Annotated in this window: 19 protein-coding genes; 14 read left to right on the top strand and 5 right to left on the bottom strand. The window is 66.4% G+C overall.

Translation table 11 applies throughout. From position 1 onward, the window contains the following. Positions 1-36 precede the first annotated feature (36 nt). Positions 37-1,323, bottom strand: a complete 1,287-nt coding sequence (locus RCO38_RS23380; RefSeq protein WP_308330957.1) for an ABC transporter substrate-binding protein — start codon at positions 1,321-1,323, stop codon at positions 37-39. 371 nt (positions 1,324-1,694) lie between these two features. On the opposite strand from RCO38_RS23380, the gene RCO38_RS23375 reads away from it, so the two are divergent. The 11 genes from RCO38_RS23375 to RCO38_RS23325 all read left to right on the top strand — a co-directional run bounded on the left by RCO38_RS23375 (position 1,695) and on the right by RCO38_RS23325 (position 14,131). Next, positions 1,695-2,654, top strand: coding sequence for an AraC-like ligand-binding domain-containing protein (locus RCO38_RS23375; RefSeq protein WP_308330955.1), 960 nt, complete (start codon positions 1,695-1,697; stop codon positions 2,652-2,654). Between the two features lie 256 nt (positions 2,655-2,910). After that, the gene (locus RCO38_RS23370; protein WP_308330953.1) at positions 2,911-3,741 is read left to right on the top strand and encodes a helix-turn-helix transcriptional regulator; all 831 of its coding nucleotides are present in this window, start codon (positions 2,911-2,913) and stop codon (positions 3,739-3,741) included. Positions 3,742-3,750: 9 nt separating this feature from the next. Then, positions 3,751-4,497, top strand: coding sequence for a helix-turn-helix transcriptional regulator (locus RCO38_RS23365; RefSeq protein ID WP_308330951.1), 747 nt, complete (start codon positions 3,751-3,753; stop codon positions 4,495-4,497). 137 nt (positions 4,498-4,634) lie between these two features. Then, positions 4,635-6,899 carry a beta-glucosidase family protein gene (locus RCO38_RS23360; RefSeq protein WP_308330949.1) on the top strand — a complete coding sequence of 755 codons (2,265 nt, stop codon included), beginning with the start codon at positions 4,635-4,637 and terminating at the stop codon, positions 6,897-6,899. A 134-nt stretch (positions 6,900-7,033) separates the two neighbouring features. Next, positions 7,034-8,044: a porin gene (locus RCO38_RS23355; RefSeq protein WP_308330947.1), complete on the top strand. Its 1,011-nt coding sequence runs from the start codon at positions 7,034-7,036 to the stop codon at positions 8,042-8,044. A 24-nt stretch (positions 8,045-8,068) separates the two neighbouring features. Further along, positions 8,069-9,346 carry an ABC transporter substrate-binding protein gene (locus tag RCO38_RS23350; RefSeq protein WP_308330944.1) on the top strand — a complete coding sequence of 426 codons (1,278 nt, stop codon included), beginning with the start codon at positions 8,069-8,071 and terminating at the stop codon, positions 9,344-9,346. Positions 9,347-9,367: 21 nt separating this feature from the next. Continuing rightward, a complete protein-coding gene (locus RCO38_RS23345) occupies positions 9,368-10,312 on the top strand; it encodes a carbohydrate ABC transporter permease (RefSeq protein WP_308330942.1) in 945 nt (314 codons plus the stop codon). Between the two features lie 34 nt (positions 10,313-10,346). Beyond that, a complete protein-coding gene (locus tag RCO38_RS23340) occupies positions 10,347-11,159 on the top strand; it encodes a carbohydrate ABC transporter permease (RefSeq protein WP_308330940.1) in 813 nt (270 codons plus the stop codon). Between the two features lie 34 nt (positions 11,160-11,193). Then, on the top strand, positions 11,194-12,246 hold the full coding sequence (locus RCO38_RS23335) for an ABC transporter ATP-binding protein (RefSeq protein WP_308330938.1): 1,053 nt from the start codon (positions 11,194-11,196) through the stop codon (positions 12,244-12,246). 371 nt (positions 12,247-12,617) lie between these two features. Next, positions 12,618-12,980, top strand: a complete 363-nt coding sequence (locus RCO38_RS23330; RefSeq protein ID WP_308330936.1) for an IS3 family transposase — start codon at positions 12,618-12,620, stop codon at positions 12,978-12,980. Between the two features lie 125 nt (positions 12,981-13,105). Beyond that, a complete protein-coding gene (locus tag RCO38_RS23325) occupies positions 13,106-14,131 on the top strand; it encodes a tripartite tricarboxylate transporter substrate binding protein (RefSeq protein WP_308330934.1) in 1,026 nt (341 codons plus the stop codon). Positions 14,132-14,141: 10 nt separating this feature from the next. On the opposite strand, the gene RCO38_RS23320 is transcribed toward RCO38_RS23325, so the two are convergent. Then, a complete protein-coding gene (locus tag RCO38_RS23320; RefSeq protein WP_308330933.1) occupies positions 14,142-15,152 on the bottom strand; it encodes a LysR family transcriptional regulator in 1,011 nt (336 codons plus the stop codon). Between the two features lie 74 nt (positions 15,153-15,226). Here RCO38_RS23320 and RCO38_RS23315 point away from each other — a divergent pair, with 74 nt between their 5' ends. Next, positions 15,227-16,120: a class I SAM-dependent methyltransferase gene (locus tag RCO38_RS23315; protein ID WP_308330932.1), complete on the top strand. Its 894-nt coding sequence runs from the start codon at positions 15,227-15,229 to the stop codon at positions 16,118-16,120. Positions 16,121-16,278: 158 nt separating this feature from the next. Here the strand turns inward: RCO38_RS23315 and RCO38_RS23310 are convergent, their stop codons facing one another. Genes RCO38_RS23310 through RCO38_RS23300 form a run of 3 tightly spaced genes read right to left on the bottom strand, consistent with a single transcriptional unit; the run spans position 16,279 to position 19,630 of the window. After that, positions 16,279-17,277 (bottom strand): alpha/beta hydrolase fold domain-containing protein, encoded by a 999-nt coding sequence (locus tag RCO38_RS23310; RefSeq protein ID WP_308330931.1) that lies wholly within the window; start codon positions 17,275-17,277, stop codon positions 16,279-16,281. Next, positions 17,274-18,335, bottom strand: a complete 1,062-nt coding sequence (locus RCO38_RS23305) for an alpha/beta hydrolase (protein ID WP_308330929.1) — start codon at positions 18,333-18,335, stop codon at positions 17,274-17,276. The genes RCO38_RS23310 and RCO38_RS23305 overlap by 4 nt, the downstream gene beginning before the upstream one ends. Positions 18,336-18,349: 14 nt before the next feature. Continuing rightward, positions 18,350-19,630: an acyl-CoA dehydrogenase family protein gene (locus RCO38_RS23300; protein ID WP_308330928.1), complete on the bottom strand. Its 1,281-nt coding sequence runs from the start codon at positions 19,628-19,630 to the stop codon at positions 18,350-18,352. Positions 19,631-19,943: 313 nt separating this feature from the next. Between RCO38_RS23300 and RCO38_RS23295 the strand changes: the two genes are divergently transcribed. Together RCO38_RS23295 and RCO38_RS23290 are read left to right on the top strand one after the other, a co-directional pair. Beyond that, positions 19,944-21,218, top strand: coding sequence for an MFS transporter (locus RCO38_RS23295; RefSeq protein WP_308330927.1), 1,275 nt, complete (start codon positions 19,944-19,946; stop codon positions 21,216-21,218). After that, positions 21,215-22,036, top strand: coding sequence for an SDR family NAD(P)-dependent oxidoreductase (locus tag RCO38_RS23290; RefSeq protein ID WP_308330926.1), 822 nt, complete (start codon positions 21,215-21,217; stop codon positions 22,034-22,036). The genes RCO38_RS23295 and RCO38_RS23290 overlap by 4 nt, the downstream gene beginning before the upstream one ends. The last annotated feature ends 34 nt before the right edge of the window (positions 22,037-22,070 follow it).

Below are 22,070 nucleotides of genomic sequence, written 5' to 3'. Positions count from 1 at the left end.
CGGGACCGTTCCCGTACGCCGCGCGCTGCATGGCCTTCAAGCCCCCAGCAGCACGAACTTGCGCTGCACCGGAATCTCCGGGGCGGTGCCGTTGTGCGTGACGACGATGTCGAGCTTGCCCTTTTCATCGACGATCCACTGCCCACCGACGACGCGCATCTTCGACACGTTCCTGATGCCGCTGTCGGAAAAGTCCAGGCGGCCGATCACCGTGTCCTGCTTCATGTTGCGGATGGCATCGGCCACCTTCTGCGGGTTTTTCGGGTCGCCGCTGGCCTTGAGCGCCGCGATGCCAGCCTCGACCAGGGCGTGCATCACGCCGATCGGCTGGGTCCATTCCTTCTGGGTGGCGGCCGTGTAGGCGTCGGCCAGCTGGCGCGCGGTCTGGCCGGTCAGGCTGCTCTTGAACGGGTAGGCCGGCGACCACCAGATCTCGGTGGACATGCCGTGGGCGCTCTTGCCCAGCGCCTGCACGCCGCCCGGGAAGAGCAGGGCCTTGGCAATGGTCATCACCTTGGGCTTGTAGCCCATCTGCGCGCTCTGCTTGACGAAGCTGGCCCACTCGGGCGGAGCGAACAGGCCGGTGACGATCTCGGCGCCTTCTTTCTTGAACGCCTGGATCTGTGCCGAGAAGTCGTTGCTACCAGGTGCGAACTTGCCGATGTCCACGATCTTGTAGCCGGCCTTGGCGAACATGGCGGGCATGCCCATCTTCAGGTCGCCCATGGCGTTGCCCGGCAGCGTGTTTTCGAAAGCCGAGCCGATCACCTTGGGCAGCTTCAGGTCCTTCCAGATGTCCAGGTACACGTTGGCGATGTCGTCGATGCCCCAGAAGAAGTGGAAGACGTTCTTGAAGCCTTTGGCCGGGTCGCCCTTCATGGGGAACATCCAGGCTTGCCAAGGGCTCATGGTGGTGATGCAGGGCACGCCGTTGATCTCGCACTGCTGCGCAATGCCGGGGCCGATGGTGGCCTGACCCAGCATGAGGTCCACCCCGTCCTTGTTGATCAGCTCGGCGGCCAGGTTGGACTGGCGGTCTGGGTTGCTCTGGTCGTCCTTGGCGATGAATTCGACGCGGTACCTCTTGCCCCCGATGCTCAGACCACCGGACAAGGCCTTGGCCGCGTTGTCCAGGATGAAGCTGTCGGCTTCGGCGAACGGTGCGAACGGACCGGTGCGGTGCGTCAGGTAGCCGATCTTGATCACGTCATCGGCTGCGAACGCGTGGGGCGCGGCGACGGTGGCAGCCGCGAGCGCGGTGCCTTGAACCAGGAACTGACGGCGGGAGCTGTGACCGGCGGAGGAAGGCTGCTCGTCTTGCATGTGGGGCCTCGTTGGGGGTGGGTTGAAACGAGGCCTTAGCGTAGGGACGACCGGTGCTTCGGGCTTGCACGTGCGCTGCGCAGCGCTTGGTTCATTCCGACCGGCCAGCCTGTGTCGCGGCACCTGCGGATGCCACTTGTCCGGATCCGTCCTGGCTCTTGTCTGGGTGCTGCCGTGCTTGTGGTGGATCAGAGTCTGGCGGCCCTGGTGAGGGTTGAACCCGATGCTTCTCGGTGGGCCGAAGGCGTAACGTGACTGCTGGGTGCGGGTCTTGCTAGCCAGGTCTGCACGCAAAGGAACACACCATGGAACACCAGCCTCCATCCACACCAAGCCATCCGACAGGACCTGCCTGCGCGCTGCGCAATCGCATGGCCACCGGAGAGGTGCCGGAGAACCAGCGGTTCGAGTACTGGCTGGACATGATCTGCTCCATCTATGTGCAGCTGGAGTGCGACCAGCCCCAGGAAAGGGCGCTGTTCGGCGAGATCGAGTTCTCCCGGATCGGCGGGCTGGACCTGACCGAGCTGCGCGCCAACGTGCCACGGGTGCGTCGCACGCCGCTTCATGTGTCGCGTTCGGGCGAGGACTACTGCCTGGTCCAGCTGCAGCAGGTGGGCAAGAGTGTGGTGTGTCAGGACGGGCGGATCGCCGTGGTCAACCAGGGCGACTTCGTGCTCTACGACTGCACCCGGCCGTACGAGCTGATGTTCGACGATGAGGAGCACCATGTCATGGTGTTGCGGCTGCCGCGCGCGCACCTGGAGCAGCATGTGACGGGCCTGGAAGAACTCACCGCCACCACGGTGTCGGGCGACGGCGCAGCCGGCAACCTTCTGCTCTCGATGGTGAACACCCTGCGCAACCAGGCCGACCGCCTTCACCCGTCGTCCGCGCAAGGCGTGTCCGATGCCATCACCCAGATGATCGCGGCGGGCCTGCGCAGCCTGCCACAGGCCAACTCGCGCCGTCCTTCGAGCCTGCACGCCTACCACCTTGCTCGCATCAAGGCCTATGTCAAGGAGCGGCTGCGCGACCCCGGGCTGTCCGTGGCCAGCGTGGCCCAGGCCGCCGGGCTTTCACCCGATCACTTGGCGCGCCTGTTCCGGGGCGAGCCCTTGCCCCTCTCGCGGCTGATCTGGCAGTGGCGGCTGGAGGCCTGCCACCGCGACCTGGTCGACCCGCGCCTGGCCAGCCGCAGCGTCAGCGACATCGCGTTTTCCTGGGGCTTCAACGAAGCCGCCCACTTCAGCCGCTCGTTCAAGGAGCAGTACGGCCTCACGCCGCGCGAGTGGCGGCAGCAGGCCCTGTCGGTCCAGACCTTGGCCTGAGGGCCAACCTTTCTTTTCTCACGCAAGGCGGCCATCGGCCGCAGCTCCGACGCGCCTTGCCGTGCCTGCGGAAACCCCGCGATCGGGCAGATTTCAATATTAGGTTTATGGATATGACTTAGTCGCTTCATCCTATTGTCAGATGACGTTGCCCCGCCGAGACTGTCGCACCTCTCACGGAGCCGACCATGCCCAGTCCCGACAAACGTCCATCGCCACCGCTCGGTACTCTGTTGCCATGCGCCGGGAGCTTGCTGTGAGCGAGGCCACCGTCCATCGCTGCCTGGCGCCGGCGACCGAGTCGGCGCGCTGGACCCCGGCCCAGTTGGCCTCGGTGCATGCGCTGCCCCTGGGCCGTGTGCTCGAACTGCTGGCCGCCACGGAAGAGCATCAGGCCGTCGAGCGCATGTTGGGCCTGCTGTGTACCACCGTCGGTGCCGGCCCGGCCTTGGCCATTGAGTACGTGCTGCACGGCGGTGTGCTGAAGGTCCGGCAGGTGGTTGCCCCCGCATTCGGTCGCCTGTCGGCGGGCGAGATCGCTCAGGGGGTGGCCGATTCCCTCATCGATCCCGCGCATGGCCACCTGGTGGCGCTGGCCCGGGGCCTGTGTGACGACGCCATGTTCGGTCTTCGCAGCGCCGTCGAGCCGCCGGCCCGCTGGCTGGGCCACTTCGCCGACGGCAGTGGCCTGTGCGAGCGGATCAGCGTGCTGTACACACTCGCGCCGAACACCGCCTGGGCCATGCATCTGTTTCCCTCCACACCGGGTGATGGCCTGGGGGCAGAAGCGCTCCAGGCGATTCAACCCTGCGGGCTGCTGGTGCGCGAGGCGCACCGCATCGTCAGCCCCACCGAGCCGGGTGCCGGGCAGCGCGTGGATTCGGCCGAGGTGCGCCTGAGCGTGCGCGCCGCGTCGCTGTCCGGGCGCGAACGCCAGATCTGCGCGCGCATTGCCGACGGTCAGAGCGCAGCATTGATCGCGGCCGAGCTGGGCATCGCCGCGTCGACCGTCACCACGCTGCGCAAGCGGGCCTACGCCAAGCTGGGCATCCACGACCGCATGGACCTGCGCCACCTGGCGGCCTGAGGTGCCGCGATGACAAGTTCCTGGCAACTGGGCACCGTGCCCCTGGACATCGAGGTGCCGACAGCCCCCACACTGCGCCTGCTGGCCACGCTGCGCCGGCGCCAGTTGGCCGTCGGTCTGTTCGACTGGTTGTCCGGGCGGGCCGTGTTGCGCCGGCTGGCCATCATGGAGCACCGCCCGGGCATCTCCCGGCTGATCGACCGCGTGGGCGTGGCGGAAGACGTGGCCCCCGGCGGTACCAGGGGCTGGCCTCTGGGATGCGAGGGGTCGCGGTGGTCCGTGATCGACCGCCCTCTGGTGCAATGGCTTCACGGCCGCGGCGCGGCCGACTGCCGTGTGGCCATTGCCCACGACGGGGACGAGGCCTGCCTGCTGGTGGCCGGCGAGGTCTCGGCGGTGTACGCCATCCATGCGTCGCGTGCGCCGGGCCTGGGGGGCTTTCCAGACGACGAACTTCGGCGCTGGGCCAAAGCGGCCATGTTGCTGCGGCAGGTGATCTGCCAGCATCCCTACATGCGGCCTTCAGCGACAGTGACCGAACGCGTGCTTCGGGCCGAAGCGCTGTTGCAGGCGCGGGCCACCCGGCTGTCCGGGCGCGAGCAGCAGGTGGCCGCGCGCATCGCCTGCGGCATCACCAACGACGGCATCGCGGCCGATCTGGGCATCTCGCCGGCGACGGTGCTCACGCTGCGCCGCCGTGCCTACGCCAAGCTGGGCATCCGCAGCTGCATCGAACTCTCCTGGCTCGCCGACTGAGCGCCCCGGACGCCGGTCTTTGCCGCCCGCTGTGCTAATGCAGAGGGACATCCTCTCTTGCGGGTGGCGCCTACAGTGCCTCGGCCCCCATGGGCGCCGCCCATGGCCCCTTCAACACACCTTGAGCAGGAGTCCGAATGGATTCAGGATCGGAACCCTCAGGCGCCGCCAACAGCGGCCTTTCTCTTCGCCAGAAGGCGGCGCTGACCACCGGGGCCAACTACTGGCTCACACAGGCGGCGCCAGCCATCGGCTTGCCCGCCATTCGGCTGTCCGACGGCCCTCACGGCCTGCGCCTGCAGGACGACAGCAACCCCGATCACCTGGGCATTGGCGCCAGCATTGTGGCGACCTGCTTTCCGCCGGCCGTCACGCTGGCTTCTTCCTGGGACCTCGCACTGATCGAGCGGGTGGGTGCGGCGCTGGCGCGCGAGGCACGGGCACGGGGCGTGCAGGTGATCCTCGGGCCGGGCCTGAACATCAAGCGAACGCCCCTGTGCGGGCGCAACTTCGAGTACTTCTCCGAAGACCCCCTGCTCAGCGGGCTCTGCGCCGCAGCGCAGGTGCGGGGCATCCAGAGCCAGGGCGTCGGCGCCTGCGTGAAGCACTTCGCTGCCAACAACCAGGAGCATGACCGGCACCGCATCAGCGCCGATGTGGACGAGCGCCCCTTGTGGGAGATCTACCTGCGCGGTTTTCAGACCGTGGTGAAGCAGGCCTCGCCCTGGATGGTGATGACCTCCTACAACCGCCTCAACGGCGTCTACACCGATGAGAGCCACTGGCTGCTCAGCGACGTGCTCAAGGGCGAATGGGGTTACGACGGTGTGGTGGTGTCCGACTGGGGTGCGGTCTACGACCCGGTTGCCGCCGTGCGGGCAGGGCTGGACCTGCGCATGCCCGGGGTGCCCGAGGACGACACGGTCCACCAGGCGGCCCTGCGGGGAGCGATTCCTGAAGACCGCCTGGACGACGTGGTCCAGCGCCTGCGCCGCCTGGCCGGGCGGGTGGCCTTTGGCAGCGCCGACGAGGTGGACATGGCCGCGCAGCATGCCCTGGCCCGGGAGGCGGCGGCAACCTCGGCGGTGCTGCTCAAGAACGAGCGCGACGCCCTGCCGCTGCGCCCCGATGGACTGGCTACGCTGGCTGTGATCGGCGAGCTCGCTCGCTCACCGCGCTACCAGGGCGCCGGCAGTTCGCGCGTCAATCCGCACCGCTTGGTTCATGCGCTGGATTCGCTGCGCGAGCGACTGGGCGCATCGACCGAAGTGGCCTTTGCCGCTGGCTACCGCCTGGATGCGGACGGGCCGCAGCCCGAGCTGGTGGCCGAGGCTCTCCAGCTCGCAAGCCGGGCGGGTACGGTGCTGCTCTTCCTTGGGTTGCCCGATACCGCCGAAGCGGAAGGCCGCGACCGCCGACACATCGACCTGCCGCACAACCAGGTTCATCTGATCGAGACGCTGGCCGGTGTGGCGCCGAAGCTCGTCGTCGCCCTGAGCAATGGCGCCGTGGTGACGACGGCACCATGGCGCCACCACGCGGACGCCATCGTCGAGTTCTGGCTCACGGGCCAGGCACACGGTGAGGCGGTGGCCGATGTGCTGCTGGGCGATGTCAATCCTTCCGGGCGACTGGCCGAGACCATCCCCTGCCGCCTGCAGGACACGCCGGCCTACCTGGACTACCCCGGTGAGAACGGTCATGTGCGCTACGGCGAGGGCCTGTACGTCGGCTACCGCCATTACGACGCCCGGGACATGGCGGTGGACTTTCCGTTCGGCCACGGGCTGTCCTACACCCGGTTCGCCTATGCCGGCCTGAGCGTGCGGGCCCATCCAGCAAGCGATGAGGTGGCGCTCACTGTGCAGGTGTCGGTCACGAACACCGGCGCTCGCAGCGGCAGCGAGGTGGTGCAGGTCTACCTGCAGGACCGCTCGGGTCTGGCGGTGTGCCCGCCCCAGGAACTGCGCGGCTTTGCCAGGGTGGCGCTGGAGCCGGGACAGACCAGGCAGATCGAGATCGGTATCCCGCGAGAGCGCCTGTGTTACCGGTTGCCCGGCATGGGCTGGCGGTATCACGGGGGCGAGGTCGAGGTGCGCGTGGGGGCGTCGTCGCGCGACATCCGGTTGGCGCAGGTGATCGAGCTGGAGCGCACGCCGGTCGAGCGTCCGCTCACTGGTTGGTCCACGATGGAAGAGTGGGTGGCCCACCCGGTGCTGGGCCCCCGGCTGCAGACGCTGTTCGAGCAACGCGGTGGTGCGCGCGGGCGTGCCGGGCAGTTGCTGGCCGATCCCGTGGGGCGGCAGTCGATCCTGGCCGTTCCGCTGCTGGGCCTGGCCCAGTTCCCGGGTTTTCCGCTCGACGAACGCGACGTTCAGTCGCTGCTCGACCGCGGCCCCTGAGGCGTTCGCGAGGTCGCGCATAGGCACTTCCCCGTGCTAATCGAAGGGGACATGCACGGGGTACCCGGCGCCGAAGAATTGGGTCCGCGCCGATGCATGACTCCACGAACTCGGCGCCCTCCACAACCGAACCGATGAGGGACTCCCCGGTGAAAAAAGCAATTGTTCTGACAGCAGCTCTCGGTGTCGCCACGCTTGCGCAGGCCGACATCACCCACGAAATCAACCCGACCACCAGCGTGAGTCTGGGCGTGTGGCTGGACCTCGGTCTGCAGCGCGTGGGCACACCCGACGGCAGCGACTGGAAGATGACGTCCTCGGGCCCCCCGCTGAACCGTGTGATGTTCAGGGGCCAGAAGAACTTCTCGCCCGACCTGGAGGCGTTTGCCTACCTGGAGCACCGCTTCCGTCCCAACACGGGCGAGAACGCACCGGGTGCCAACGCCTCCGCACCCACCGAAGTGCAGCTCTACCGCCACTCCTGGCTGGGACTGCGCGGCGCCAGCTGGGGCGAGATGCGCGTGGGCCGCATGCTCAACGCCCTGCAGGAGTTCAACGGCGGCTACGAGCCCTGGAAGGGCGGCACCACGGTGGCCAACGTGCACACCGGTGGCATCAACAGCGGCGTCCGCCAGAACAACACCCTCTACTACAAGACCCCCGAGCTGAGCGGCCTGAGGGGCCATGTCTCCATCAGCGACAGCGAGGGCAATACCAACAACGCCACCATCGACGATCCAGCCACGCCGCGCGCCCTGGGTCTGCAGTACAAGGCGGGCGCGGTCTCGGTGGCTGCCGCCGTCGACCGCGGCATCAAGCAGCAGGAAACCCGGGGCCTGTACGGCAGCTACAACTTTGGTGTGGCCACGGTGATGGCGCAGTGGGAACGCGGCGACAGCGGCGTGGGCACTGCCAGTGTCACCCGACGCTCCATCGGCGCGGTCATTCCGGCTGGCAAGTTCACCTACATGGTCGGCTATCTCAACCAGGCCGACGAGAAGAAGAACCGCTTCGGTGCCGGCCTCGAGTACTGGGCCGACAGCCAGTTGGGCTTCTACTCCAACGTCGGCCTGAACCGCGGCGATGGCTGGACACCAGCGCAGCGCAAGGCGCAGTTCGACATCGGCTTCCGCGTCAAGTTCTGAAGCACAACCAACAGGAGACACGCCATGCGAATTTCCCAATCTTTCTCCCGTCTGGTGGTGGGTGCCGTTGCCGCCTTGGCAGCCGCAGCGGCCAGCGCCCAGGGCGTGACCGTGCGTCTGCTGCACATCGACCAGAACCCGGCGGTCAACGCCTTCTACAACGATGTCGCGCGGCGCTTCGAAGCCTCTCGCCCGGGGGTGAAGGTGGAGATCCAGTCGCTTGAGAACGAGTCCTTCAAGAAGAAGGTGACCACGCTGCTGCAGTCGCCCGACAAGCCCAACATTCTCTACAGCTGGGGCGGTGGCGTGCTGCGTGAGCAGGTCAAGGCCGGCGTGCTCCAAGACCTGAGCGCACCCATGAACGCGCAGTGGAAGGACCGCTTCCTGCCCGCGGCCGTGCAGGCCTACGACGTGGACGGCAAGCTCTATGGCGTGCCACTGCGCATGTCCGTGGTGGGTTTCTTCTACAACAAGGACCTGTTCGCCAAGGCCGGGGTGGACGGCAACGCCATCAAGACCTGGGACGACCTGCTCGCCGGTGTCAAGAAGCTGCAGGCCGCCGGCATCACGCCGCTTGTGGTGGGCGGTGGCGACAAGTGGCCCCTGTCGCTGTACTGGTCGCACCTGGCCATGCGCACCGGCGGCAAGCCGGCGCTGGACTCCGCCATGCGCGGCGAGGGCAAGGGATTTGCTTCCGAACCCTTCGTCCGCAGCGGTGAGCTCTTCAAGCAGCTGGTGGACCTCAAGCCCTTCCAGCCCGGTTTCCTGGCGGCCAACAACGCACAGGCCTCCGGCCAGTTCGGCGATGGCAAGGCGGCGATGATCCTCACGCTCAACGTGGTGCTCAACGTCATGAAGGACAACGCCGCCGACAAGCAGGGCCTGCCGGACGACAAGATCGGCTGGCTGCCATTCCCGACGGTGGCGGGTGGCAAGGGCAACCCGGGCGATGTGATGGGCAACCTCAACGGCTGGATCGTCACCAAGGACTCGCCCAAGGAGACGGTGGACTTCCTGCGCTTCTTCTCCGAGGCCGACAACCAGCGCGTGGCCGCCGAGAAGGGCCTGTACATCCCGCCGGTGACCGAGAGCATGAAGGCCATCAGCCGTCCGCTGCTGCAACAGACGCTGCAGAGCGTGAAGCAGTCTCAGCTGGTGCAGGTCAACTTCGACCAGGCCCTCGGCCCGTTGGCCGGCGCCGTGGTCAACGACATGGCCTCGAACATCGCTGCGGGCAGGACCTCGCCGGCAGACGCGGCCAACGCGATCCAGCAGGCCTGGCGCCGCGCCGCACCGAACTGACGCCAAGATGGAGCAACGCCTGTGAGCGATACGACCACCTCCGCGGGCAGCGCCGCAGCGGCCAGCGCACTGTCCAGGTTGGCGCCGCGCCGCCGATCGGCCCGCGACAGCGGCAACGGAGCCGTTGCCTGGCTGTTCCTGCCGCCCGCGCTGTTGCTGTTCACGATCTTCGTGGTCGTGCCCATGGGCGAAGCGGTCTGGTACAGCGTCTTCAAGTGGAACGGCTACGGCTCACCCACCCAGTTCGTGGGTGCGCTGAACTTCGAACTGCTGTTCGAGGACCCGGTGTTCCGGCTGTCGCTGTTCAACAACCTGCTGGTGATCCTGGCCACCCTGTTCATCCAGCTGCCGCTGGCCCTCGGGCTGGCGGTGCTGCTGGTGGACCGGGTGCCGCTGACCACCACGTTCCGCCTTGTCTTCTTCCTTCCCTACATCCTGGCGGAGGTGGCGGCAGGCCTGATCTGGCGCTTCGTCTACGACGGCGACTACGGCCTGTTCGCCAAGCTGTGGGAAATGTTCGGTGCGGTGGGCCCGCACGTGCTGGCCGAGCCCGACCTGGCCATCTACGCTGTGCTCGCCGTGTCGGTGTGGAAGTACTTCGGCTTCTACATGATCCTGTACATCGCCGGTCTGCAGCAGATCGACCGCAGCCTGTACGAGGCCGCACGCATCGATGGCGCCTCGCGCTGGCAGGTGTTCAGTCGCATCACGCTGCCGCTGCTGGGCTCCACGGTTCGGCTGACCATCTTCTTCGCCATCCTGTCGTCGATCCAGAAGTTCGACCTGATCATGGCGCTGACCGGCGGTGGGCCCAACGACAGCACCCAGACCATGGTGAGCTTCCTCTACAGCTACGGGCTCACGCGGATGGACATCGGCTTCGGCAGCGCGGTGGGCGTCGTGCTCTTCGTGATGTGCGTCGCCTTCGCCTTTGGCTACAAACGCACTGTGATGCGCCATGACTGATCTTCACGCTTCTGAATCGGCCGGATCCGGCCGCATGCCACCCATCCTGCGCTACACGCCGCTGCTCCTTGTGGCCCTGGTCGTGCTGGTGCCGATGCTTGTCACCGTGCTGGGCGGCTTCAAGTCGCTGGGCGAACTGCGGGTGAACCCCTTCGGTCTGCCTTCGGACTGGGAGTGGAAGAACTATTGGGACATCCTGTCCGGGGGGCGCTACTGGCAGCTGATGGGCAACTCGCTCATCATCGCTTCACTGACTGTTGTGCTCACGCTGATCGTGTCGTCCATGGCCGCCTACGTATTCGTGCAGGTGCGCTTTTTCGGATCGGACTTCCTGCTGAACTACATCCTGCTGGGGCTGATGTTCCCGGCGGCGACGGCCATCCTGCCGCTGTTCATCAAGATCCGTGACCTCGGCATGCTCGACACCTACTGGGGCGTGGTGCTGCCGCAGGTCGCGTTCGGACTGGCGACCAGCATCCTGCTGTTCCGCAACTACTTCAAGCAGTTGCCGGGTGAGCTGTTCGAGGCGGCGCTGATCGACGGATGCGGCTACTTCCGCTTCTTCTGGCACATCACCTTGCCCCTGTCCAAGCCGATCCTGGCGACGGTGGCGGTGATCGTCTTCGTGGCCAGCTGGAACGCTTACCTGCTGCCGCTGGTGGTGTTCAACCGCGACACGCTCTACACCTGGCCGCTGGGCATCATGGCTTACCAGGGCGAGTACTCCACCGACTGGAACCTGGTGCTGTCGTTCATCGCGTTGACGATCCTGCCGGCGGTGATCATCTTTTTCTCGGCCCAGAAACACATCGTGGCCGGTCTGACCTCGGGCTCCGTCAAGGGCTGAGCCGCGGGACCATCGAACAAGAAAGCGAGACAACATGGCTTCGGTCACCATCCAGGACGTGCGCAAGAGCTACGGCGGCGTCCACATCATCCGCGGTGTCAACGTCGACATCCGCGACGGCGAATTCGTCACCCTGGTCGGTCCTTCGGGCTGCGGCAAGTCGACCTTGCTGCGCATGCTGGCCGGTCTGGAAGACATCAGCGAAGGGCAGATCCGGATCGGACCCAAGGTGGTCAACGACATGGCCCCGAAGGACCGGGACATCGCCATGGTTTTCCAGAGCTATGCGCTCTACCCGCACATGACGGTCAAGGAAAATATGGCCTTCTCGCTCAGGATGAAGGGCGCGCCCCCGGCTGCCATCGCGCCCAAGGTAGAAAAGGCGGCCAAGATCCTCGACCTGGAGCATCTGCTGGACCGCTACCCCAAGCAGCTCTCGGGTGGTCAGCGCCAGCGCGTCGCCATGGGGCGGGCGATCGTGCGCGATCCTCAGGTGTTCCTGTTCGACGAACCGCTGTCCAACCTGGACGCCAAGCTGCGGGTGCAGATGCGCACCGAAATCAAGGCGCTGCACCAGCGGCTGAACACCACCATCATCTACGTCACGCACGACCAGGTGGAGGCCATGACCATGGCCGACAAGATCGTGGTGCTCAACGACGGTGTGGTGCAGCAGATTGGTTCGCCGCTGGAGGTGTACGACCGCCCGGCCAACCTCTTCGTCGCCGGCTTCATCGGCAGCCCGGCCATGAACATGCTCAAGGGCCGCCTGCAGGCCGACGGCTTGCTGCTCAATGGTCGTCATGTGCTGCCTTGCGCTTCGGTGCCCGGTAACCGCATCGGTGCCGATCTGGTGTACGGCGTCCGTCCGGAGCATTTCCGCCTCGACGGTGCGGGCTTCGAGGCCACTGTCGAGGTGATCGAACCCACCGGCTCGGAAACCCAGGTCATGGCCTCTGTGGGTGGACAGGCCATCACGGCCGTGTTCCGTGAGCGGGTGGCTGCACGGCCGGGCGACACCATCCGGCTGACGGTGGACGGTGCACATTCGCACCTGTTCGATCCCGCGAGCGGGCTGCGCGTGTGAGCGCCATCATCTGCTCCATGCTGGCACCCGCGGCACTGCGCAGCAGGGTGATCAGCTGGGACTGTTTGGTGGTGGTGATTTCAGGGGCTTGGGCGGGCGCGGCCTTGGACTTCTTGCCCCCGGGCTTGGCAGGATTGGGAGCCACAAAAGAGAGGAAGTAATTCACATCGACTGACAGACGAATGATCAAGCGCATCGATCATGAAGCATCTTCACCCACGCACTGATGACGCAGGCCAACCGGTTGAGCTCCAAAGCCCAAGCCGGCCCACGCCCTTGGCCAGCTGGAGACGTTCCCCCGAAAAACCGCGACAGGTCAATGCTAGAGGTACGGTTGCTTCTCAAGGCTCCGAGAGGAGCAAGGAGAAGCGATGAAGAAGTCCCGATTCAGCGAAGAGCAGATCGCGTATGCGCTGCGGATGGCCGACGGCGGCACGCGCCAGCGCATCCGGGACATCGCGCTGAGCAGGCCGCAGTTTGGCTACCTGAGGGTGCTGGTGATGCTCAAGCGGGAGGGCTGGCAGGTGGGCAAGAAGCGGGTCTGCCGCCTGTACCGGCTCGAAGGCCTGCAGTTGCGCATGAAGGTCAAGCGGCGCAAACGCATTGCCCTGTTGCGCGGCAAGCCCCAGAAGCCCACGGGCCCGCATCAGTACTGGAGCATGGATTTCGTCCACGACCAGACGCACGATGGTCGCGCGTTTCGCATCCTCACGGTCGCTCGCTCGCCAACCTGACCCCGAACGAGTTCGTCAACAGCAGGTCGGTTCAACCCAACCAAGCGGCCAGCCTGTGGTTCAGAACTGGCCGGTTTCATCAAAGCTCACACTGAACCGAAAGTTCAGGCTGCCTACTCTGGCGCATGGCTTCCCAGAGCACGCCTCGCCTGGCCATACTGGACCCATTCACCGCATGGAGGACCAATATGAGCCGATTGCCAAAATGCCTCGTTGTCAGCGCGTTTGCGCTTTGGGTGGCTTCGGTGGGAGCGCAGACAACGTACCCCAGCAGGCCTATACGGCTGATTGTCCCGGCTCCCGCAGGTGGTCCGAGCGATACCGCAGCGCGCGCCCTGACCAAGGGAATGAGCGCCGGGCTGGGCCAGGAGGTTTTCGTCGAGAACCGCCCTGGCGGGAACGCGGGCATCGGCGCAGGTGCCGTGCTGACCGCCGCCCCCGATGGCTACACCCTGCTGTTCGCGCTGGCGGCCAACGCAGGACTGCCGCACCTGAGCAAGGCGTCGCCCTACAGGTCGCTCACGGAGTTTTCGCCCATTGCGGCGATCGGCGGCAATACGCAATGTCTGGTGGTGCCTCCCAGCGTCCCGGCAAAAACGCTGCAAGAGTTTGCCGGGTACGCAAAGGCAAGCACCAAGCCGCTGATGCGAGGTTCCAACAACGTCGCGGAGGACATGGTCGCCACGGAGGTCACCCGGGCGCTGGGCTTCACCCTCGACCGCGTGTCCTACAAGGGGGCTCCCCAGATGCTGCCGGATCTGCTCGAAGGGCGCATTCAGGCCGCCGTATTGCCGGTGGGTGCCAGCCTGCCGCATGTGCAGGCGGGGCGGCTGGTGATGCTGGGGTGCAGCATGGCCGAGCGCATTCCTGCTCTGGCGACGGTGCCGACTCTGGCCGAGTCCGGTGTGGCCGCCGCGCCGCTGATCACGGCTCACTTCGTTCTCGGTCCACCGCGGGTACCGGCTGAGATCATTGATCGACTGGCTGCGGCCGTGCGTGAGGCAGCGCAGACCGCGGAGTTCAAGCAGGTGATGGACCGCTTGCTGATTGTCGGAAGCGCTCGGTCGCCGGCTCAGACGCAAGAGCTGATTCAGCAGGCCGAGGCTCAATACATGCGGTTTGCACGCGAGACCGGCGCGAGCATCGACTGATCGCTGGTGTTCAGCGGTGGGTCAGCCAACTCGATGCTCGCCGGCTGTTGCCGTGGTGCCATGCCGGACGGCCATCGACGCTGGACTCGCCTTTGGCAGTCGTGAGCGAGGCCAGTTCGGCGCAGAGGGTAACGGCAAAATCGGCAAAGACGCGCAGCCGCAAGGTCCGGCGCAGCTCCGGCCGAAAGTACAGCGCCAGTGGCGGAGGATCCATCAGTTCCCAGTCGAGCAGCGCGGGCACCAGGCGGCCGCTGGCCAGGTCGGCTTGCGCGGTGGCATAGGCGATGCGCATCACGCCGCCGTCGCCGAGGGTCAGCGCGAGCAGGTTGTCGCGGTGGTTGGAGTTCAGCCAGCCTCGCACCACCACCTGTTCGATGACCTCATTGCCTTGTGGCGCCGTCTGTCGATAGCGCCACAGATCCAGCAGCTTTCCATAGGGATTGCGGTAGCTCAGGCAGTTGTGGTCGACCAGATCGCGTGGGTGGCGCGGCATGCCATGGAGCTTCCAGTACCCGGGCGTGGCTGCGGTGACCTGGGCCATCACCGGCAGCTCGCGTCGCACCCAGCTACCAGCCTCGAACCAACCGTGCAGCAGCAGCAAGTCGCAATCCTTGCTCGCTGCCTCCTCCAGGTGCAAGACGGTGCGCAGGTCGAGCGTCAGATCGGGGTAGCTGGCATGGAATGCGGCAAGCGCGGGCACGATGCAGTGTTGCAGGAGGAACGGCGTGCCCCCCACGACCAGGGTGCCTTGCGGGCGCTGCCGCGACTGTCGCAGGCCTTCCTCCGCCGCTTGAAGCTGCGCCAGCAGCGGGGCGCAGGCTTCGGCGTACTGTGCCCCATCCGTGGTGAGCTGGAGGCCACGACTGCCGCGCTGGAACAGCTTGACACCGAGTTCAGCCTCAAGGGCGCTTACCAGCTTGGCGACGGCCTGCAGCGTCATGCCCTGCTGGCGTGCCGCAGCCGACAGACTGCCGGTTTGCGCGGCCGCAAGGAAGTACTGAATGGCTTTGAGCTTGTCCACTTGGCAACGGGTGTGGGGAACACGCTGGTGCGGGCGATCAGCGTGAACCCTACCATACCGGTCTGGAGTCGTCCGTGACGGTCCCCCGGGCAGAAATGCCTCTCCCCCCGCCGTTCGTCTTCGACGATCCAGCCGCGTACGAGCTGATGATGGGGCGATGGAGCGCGTTGGTGGCCGAGCCTTTTCTGGACTGGTTGGCGCTGCCGCCAGGGCTGGCTTGGCTTGACGACGGTTGCGGCAATGGCTCCTTTACCGAGACCTTGCTCCGGCGGCAAAGTCCAGCGACGGTGGTGGGTGTCGATCCATCCCCGGAGCAACTGGCGTTTGCGCGCCGGCGCGCGGCAACGGTGGGAGTCCGCTTCCTTCAAGGGGACGCCCAGGCGCTGCCCTTGAACGACGCCAGCGTGGATGCTGGGGTCATGGCCCTGGTGCTGTTCTTTCTGAGTGATCCGCGGCAAGGCATTCGAGAACTTGTACGAGTCACCCGACCCGGCGGCACGATCGCCGCCTACCACTGGGACATGGCCGGTGGGGGCTTTCCTTTGCAACCTGTCCTTGATGCCGCCCGCGCCGATGGGTATGAGCCCCAGAAGCCGCCAAGTGTCTGGGCGGCTTCCTTGCAAGCATCGGAAGAGTTGTGGCAACAGGCCGGTTTGCTCAACGTGCGAACGGCGCAGATCGAGGTGTGTCGCGATTTCGACAGCTTCGACGACTTCTGGCTCACGGCGCAAGGCAATCCGCGCCTGCGGAACTTCTTTGCGTCGCTCTTGCCGTGTGCCCTGCAACGATTGAAAGGGCGTGTACGCGAACAGCTTGGAGTCTCTGGAGGCGGGCCTTTCGTCTTGAAGGCCAGGGCCAATGCCGTGCAGGGACACAAGCGCCATGTCGTTCACTCGCCGCGGGGCAGCACCGCCGGGCTTTCGGTCCGCCCCCCGCCGCAACAGGTGGGACGTACCAGGCACGCCTAGGCGCGGCCACGATTTGCCGCGTGTTCAGGCGGCCAGAGAGCCCAAAGTTGGCCAGCAGCGCGGACAGGTCGCGGAAGCTTCTGTGAACCTCAAGGATTGGGGGCCGCTCGACGACGAAGGCCGCATGTCCCAGACGCTTGATTGCGTGGCTTGACCAGTCAGCTGTGCCCCAGAACCTCATCGATGAATCGCAACTGCTCGGCCATCGACTCGGCGTCCTCCGGCGCGCCGAAGAAGCCGCCGTGCGGCATCGCCTCGAACACATGCAGATCGGCCCTGACGCCGGCCTTGCGCAGGGCGCGGTGCAAGCGGACGGTGTTGGAGAGGAACAGATCGCGCGTGCCGGAAACCAGCAGCGTCGGCGGAAAGCCGCGGCTGAAGTCGCCGAACAACGGCGACAGGTAGGGATCGCGCAGGTCGTGGCCGGCGGCATAGAGCAGGACCGACGGGGTCAGCCGCTCGCGCAGGACGAGGTCGACTCCGCGATTGGTTTCGAAACTGTCTCCGCTTTCGGTCAGGTCCGCTTCCGGCGTCAGCAGGATCGCGCCGGCCGGCAGGGGCAGGCCCAGATCGCGCAGCTTGAGGATGCCCGCCGCCGCCAGCCCTGCACCGGCCGAGATGCCAGCCACCACCACCTTGCCTGGCGCATACCGCGTCAGCAGCTCACGATAAGCCGCGACCAGGTCGTCGATCGCAGCGGGAAAGGGATGATCGGGTGGCATGCGGTAGTCGAGCGAAAAGACCCGGGTCCCGCTCAGCGCGGCCGGCATCTGCGCTGCCTTCGCGGCCAGTTCGCCGCCACCGAACAAATAGGCTCCGCCATGCAGATACAGGATCGCCCGGTCCTGCTTCACCGCTGGAATGGCATCGGGGATCAACTCGAAGAGGGTCGCCTCCTGCACGAGGAGCGACTCGATCGTGCCGGGAAAGGGCGGCAGGTCGCGGAACAGCTCCGCCCAGGCGGCGTTCCGCTCCACGATGAGGCGCCGCCAGCCTGCCTGGTCCGCAAGGGCGGGCCATTCCAACGCACCGAGCTTCGATTGAGCCAAGGCCCGCTGCGCTTCGGGACTGATGTGCGCGGGAATGGGAATGGAGCGTGCGGGCAGCTGCAAGCCGCCCGCACGCTCCAGGCCGCCTTCACGGAGCGGGTTCTTCACCTCGAGACCTTGCGCTGCAACCACTGGTCGATCAGTGCCGCGACTTCGTCGCTGTTCTTTTCGCTCATCACCATGTGTCCGTTGCCGTGGATCCCATGGTTCTCCAAGCGCACCAGTTCGGCTGGCACGCCGGCCTGTGTCAGGAAGTCGACCGCACCATGCTCGAACGGCGCCATGAAGGAGGCTTCACCAACCACCACCGCCACGGGGATCTCCGCCAGGCGGGGCAGCTGGCGCGCAGGCTCGACCTGCACGTTGCAATCCATCAGGCCCGCTGCCGGTGCCTTCCGGCGCTCGATCTGGAGATCGGACGCCTGGGCCGCCGCAGGTTCGAAGTGCAGGGGGATGGCCGTGAGGCCCCAGTCCAGCTGGCCCATGTTCGGCCCGATGGGGTCGAAGGCCGGACCCACGGGCTCGACGGCCACGATCCCCTTGACCAGTTCGGGCCGTTCGTCTGCGACGATCCAGCCGAACGGGCCGCCCATCGAGTGCGTGACCAGGATCGCTGGGCCGATGCGGTCGAGCAGCGCGACGCCGCACTGCTTCATGCGCTCGTGGGTCTGCGCCAGATCGGGAATCATGGGGCCCAGCGCCGCCATGAGCTGGTCCAGAGCGGGGTCGCCGGGCTTGCCGCTCCCCGGCCACTGGGTGTGCAGGCGGGCCTGCGGCCAGTGCGCCGTCTCGGGGCTGCCCCCGGAGAACATCGCGCTGACCATTTCGTAGGGCGGTGGCGGGGTCATCGGGCCGAGCGTCTCCGGATGGAAGGGCGCGCGGCCGTGGCCGGGACGATCCACCACGTAGACCGCATAGCCCTGGCGAAGGAACCAGGTCGCCCAGCCCGGCCGGCCGTCGGGCGTGCTCAGGTAGTCGGTGCCCTGGCCGCCGCCGCCGTGCACCATCACGATGGGGTAGGGGTGGCGCTGCTCCACCGGAATCTGATACTGGACGAACATCTGGCCCGAAGCCAGCGTTCCCAGTGGCGTGGGTTTGCGCTCCACGTTGACCCAGAAGCAGCCTTGGTCGGCGATGGAGATCGGCGTTTGGTGGCGAGTGGTCATGTGCATTCTCCCAATCAAAGGTCGAGAAACCCGGAGGGCAGGCCCAGGCGTGCGCGGCCCACCATCGATGCGAAGGTCTGGTACTGCGAGGACATGTGGCCGCGGTACATCTGGACGTCGCCGAAGTACCGCAACATGCGCGAACCGCTGCGCGCGGCGGTCGACCCCGAGTTGCGAAACAGCAGCTCGACCGCTTCGCTGGCCAGCTTGCCGGCTTGTTGCTGCATGGTCCACAGGCGCAGCATCTCTTCGGCGGTCGGCGCGATCTTCTGCTCGGCCCAACGCCGGCACAGTGCCATGTGCTGGTGCATCGCCTGCATCACGATGCCTTCGGCTGCATCCGTCATGGCCAGTGCGGCACCGTAGGGGCGCTGGAAGTCAGGGCTCTCGAAGCGCTTCATCAAGGGTGGCGCGAACGTGTTCTGCGTGCGCAGGATGTCGTGGAACTCGTCCAGTGCGGCACGCGCAGCGCCGATCACCGGCGAAACCAGCGCCGCGTGGTAGGGCCCCATCGTCAGGCCCAGGTACATCGGGTTGCCGTGCAGCCGCGTCCCGTGGGTGCCGGCCTGGGGGTCCGGCACCCGGTATTGGCGGTCGGCGTCGGCCGTCATGTGTTTCGGAACGAACAGCTTGTCGACCCGCACGCTGTTGGAGCCGCTGGCGCGCATGCCCAGCGTTCGGTCGCCGCCCCAGTCGTCCAGCACGGTGTATTGGCCGGCGGGGACGGCGAAATTGAGCAGGCGGGGCGGACCGTCCGGGCGCGGGATCAACGTGGCGGCGATCAGATGGGTGCTGTGCGGAATGCCGGAGCAGTAGGGCCACACGCCGTCGATGATGTAGCCACCTTCCACCGGTTCGCAGCGGCCGCCGGGCACGGCGCGATGCGGCGCGGCAAAGTGGCCGTCACCGAACAGCTCCATTTGCGCCTCTTCGGACCAGTGCGCGGCGACCAGTGGGGCATGCGAGGCCGCCAGGGCGAGGCACCATCCGGTGGCGGGATGGCCGCTGGCGATTTCGATGATGACCTTGAAGTAGGTCGCATAGTCGAACTCGTAGCCGCCGAACATCCTGGGCTGCAACAGGCGATAGAAGCCCGCCTTGATGAACTCGTCGTGCAAGGCTTGTGAGTAGTGCCCGCGTGCGTCGGCTTCGTCCTGCTGGGCGCGCAGCAGGGGTTTCAGCGCGGTGGCGCGCGCGATGACGGTTTCAGGGGTCAATCCGGGCTCGGGAGCCGCCAGGCGGGGGCGCGAGATCGATTCGGCTGCGGAAAGAATGGCTGATTCGGCACGGTTCATGGACGTTGCTCCTGTTGGTCCGGTTTTCGAGGTGATCGACTGTGCTGGTGGCTCCGAATCGCTGCACCTATCTTTCTGCAGGTCTGTCAAAGGGTGTTGCGTCAAGCCGAAGGCCCAACCGGACCAACTCGACGTTGCTCTTGCCGCTCGACGCTCCAGACATGCGTTCCAGGTCTGGCCTTGTTCTGCAGCAGCTCCGTCAACGCCACATACCTTTCGATAGGTGTGCGTCACGGACGTATTGGTCACCATGCGGCGACGACTTGCCTCGGTGGACACCGAGGAAGCCGTACCAACACATAAGGAGACAGTGGTGATCAAACGTTTGCTGACTTATGAGAATGCCGTGCTGGGAATGCTGTCACTGACCTTCGGGCTGGTGTTCTTCGACCGCATTGCCCTCACGTTCGTGCTGCCGCAGGTCGTGCCCGAACTGGGCCTTTCAGACACCCAGGTGGGTCTTCTTGGCGCCGCGGTCGGGCTGTGCTGGGCCATCTCTGGCTACGGCTTCGGTGCACTGGCTGACCGCTCCGGTGCCCGAAAGAGCATCCTCGTGGCGATGGTGATCGGCTTCTCGCTGTGCACCTTCTTCACCGGGGCCGCGGCCGGTTTCCTGGCATTGCTGCTCGTGCGTGCGCTGATGGGCCTGACCGAAGGGCCGGTGCTGCCCATCGCGCAATCCATCATGGCCGAGGAGTCCTCGCCCAGACGCCTCGGATTCAACATGGGCGTGCTGCAGAACACCTCAGGCGCGCTGTTGGCGGGACTGGTCGCACCCGTTTTGATGGTGGCGCTGGCGGAACGTTTTGGTTGGCGCCAGTCGATGTACATCGTCGCGGTGCCAGGCCTCGTGATGGCGCTCTTGCTCGCCTTGTTCCTGCGCGCTCGTCGCGTACCGGGTCCGCAGGCAGCGGTCGCCGCAGAGACGTCGCCCGCCCGGCTGACCGTGCGCCAGCTGCTCGGCTACCGCAACATCTGGCTGGGCGTTCTGATTGCCAGCACGCAGATGGCGTGGCTGATGATGATCCTGATCTTCGCGCCGCTGTACCTGGTGCGCACCCGCGGCATGGCCCCTCCCGATATGGGCTTCGTGATGATGATGGTCGGGCTGGGTGCGCTGCTGTGGGGGCTGATCGTGCCCGCGTTGTCCGACCGCCTGGGGCGCAAGCCCGTGTACGCGGTCTTCACGTTCCTGGCGGCCAGCCTGCCGCTGGTGCTGGTTCACTTCAACGGGCCGCTGGCCTGGCTCGGCGCCGCGGTGTTCTGCACCAACCTCGCCTCGGGCGCGACCCCGATCCCCATGTCCATCGTGCCGGCGGAATCGGTGCCCCGGCATGCAGTGGCCTCCGCGGTGGGCTTGATCATGGGCGTCGCCGAGATCATCGGCGGCGTCATCGCACCGGTGCTGGCCGGCGCGGCAGCCGACCGTTGGGGACCGGCCCTGCCGCTTTACTTCGGAGCGGGTGCGGCGGTGCTTTCGGCGGCGCTGGCGCTGTTCCTGATCGAAACCGCACCGTCCCGGCGGAGCCGGGAAACCGGTGCCGCGGTTGCGTTGAATCCCGGATTCGCCAACAAGGAGGCCTTGTGAAGATCGAGGACCTGTTCAGTGTGAAGGGCCAGGTGGCCGTGGTCACCGGCGCGGCCAGTGGCCTGGGCCTGGCCTTCACCGAAGCGCTGGCCGAGAACGGCGCGACCGTGGTGATGATGGACCGCAACGCTGCCGCGCTAGAGACCGAGCGGACCCGCCTGCAGGGCCTGGGCTGGCGGGTCGAGGGCGTGCCGCTCGACGTGACCGACCGGCCTGGCGTGGACCGCGCGTTCGACGGCGTCATGGCGCGGCACGGAAAGATTGACACGGTATTCGCCAACGCCGGCATCGACCCGGGACCGGGTTACGTCACCCCTGACCGCAGCCGTCGCCCGCCCGAATACGCGCTCGAGAACTACGAGGACCCGCGCTGGGACAAGGTCATCGACATCAATCTCAATGGCGTCTTCACCACGCTGAAGGCGGCTGCCCGGCACATGAAGGTGCGCCAGCGCGGGCAGATCATCGTCACCACATCGATTGCCGCGATCAGCGTTGAAGGCAGCCTCGGCATGGCCTACATGGCGGCCAAAGCCGGCGTGGCGCACCTGACGCGCAATGCCGCGCTGGAACTCGCGCGCTACAACATCCGCGTCAATGCCATCGCCCCCGGCATGTTCGTGACCAACATCGGCGGCGGCTGGATGCACGACCCTCAGGCGCAGGCCGCGATGGGTCGCCAGGTGCCGCTGGGCCGCATGGGAAGTCCCGACGAACTGAAGGGCCTGGCGCTGTTCCTCGCCTCGAAGGCGTCCAGTTACGCCACGGGCGCCCAGTTCGTGATCGACGGCGCGCTGAGCATCGGCGTGGCCGACTGACGCGTGATTCACAGACAAACGATAGGAGAACCAA

This window comes from Hydrogenophaga pseudoflava (genome assembly GCF_031020795.1).
Lineage (GTDB): Bacteria > Pseudomonadota > Gammaproteobacteria > Burkholderiales > Burkholderiaceae_C > Hydrogenophaga > Hydrogenophaga pseudoflava_A.
This window is presented reverse-complemented; position numbering and strand designations above follow the sequence as displayed.

Coding starts and splice junctions, on each gene's coding strand:
- RCO38_RS23380 (WP_308330957.1), bottom strand. CDS start 1,323: ATGCAAGACGAGCAGCCTTCCTCCGCCGGTCACAGCTCCCGCCGTCAG.
- RCO38_RS23365 (WP_308330951.1), top strand. CDS start 3,751: ATGACAAGTTCCTGGCAACTGGGCACCGTGCCCCTGGACATCGAGGTG.
- RCO38_RS23375 (WP_308330955.1), top strand. CDS start 1,695: ATGGCCACCGGAGAGGTGCCGGAGAACCAGCGGTTCGAGTACTGGCTG.
- RCO38_RS23330 (WP_308330936.1), top strand. CDS start 12,618: ATGAAGAAGTCCCGATTCAGCGAAGAGCAGATCGCGTATGCGCTGCGG.
- RCO38_RS23325 (WP_308330934.1), top strand. CDS start 13,106: ATGGCTTCCCAGAGCACGCCTCGCCTGGCCATACTGGACCCATTCACC.
- RCO38_RS23360 (WP_308330949.1), top strand. CDS start 4,635: ATGGATTCAGGATCGGAACCCTCAGGCGCCGCCAACAGCGGCCTTTCT.
- RCO38_RS23305 (WP_308330929.1), bottom strand. CDS start 18,335: ATGACCACTCGCCACCAAACGCCGATCTCCATCGCCGACCAAGGCTGC.
- RCO38_RS23335 (WP_308330938.1), top strand. CDS start 11,194: ATGGCTTCGGTCACCATCCAGGACGTGCGCAAGAGCTACGGCGGCGTC.
- RCO38_RS23350 (WP_308330944.1), top strand. CDS start 8,069: ATGCGAATTTCCCAATCTTTCTCCCGTCTGGTGGTGGGTGCCGTTGCC.
- RCO38_RS23355 (WP_308330947.1), top strand. CDS start 7,034: ATGAGGGACTCCCCGGTGAAAAAAGCAATTGTTCTGACAGCAGCTCTC.
- RCO38_RS23340 (WP_308330940.1), top strand. CDS start 10,347: ATGCCACCCATCCTGCGCTACACGCCGCTGCTCCTTGTGGCCCTGGTC.
- RCO38_RS23300 (WP_308330928.1), bottom strand. CDS start 19,630: ATGAACCGTGCCGAATCAGCCATTCTTTCCGCAGCCGAATCGATCTCG.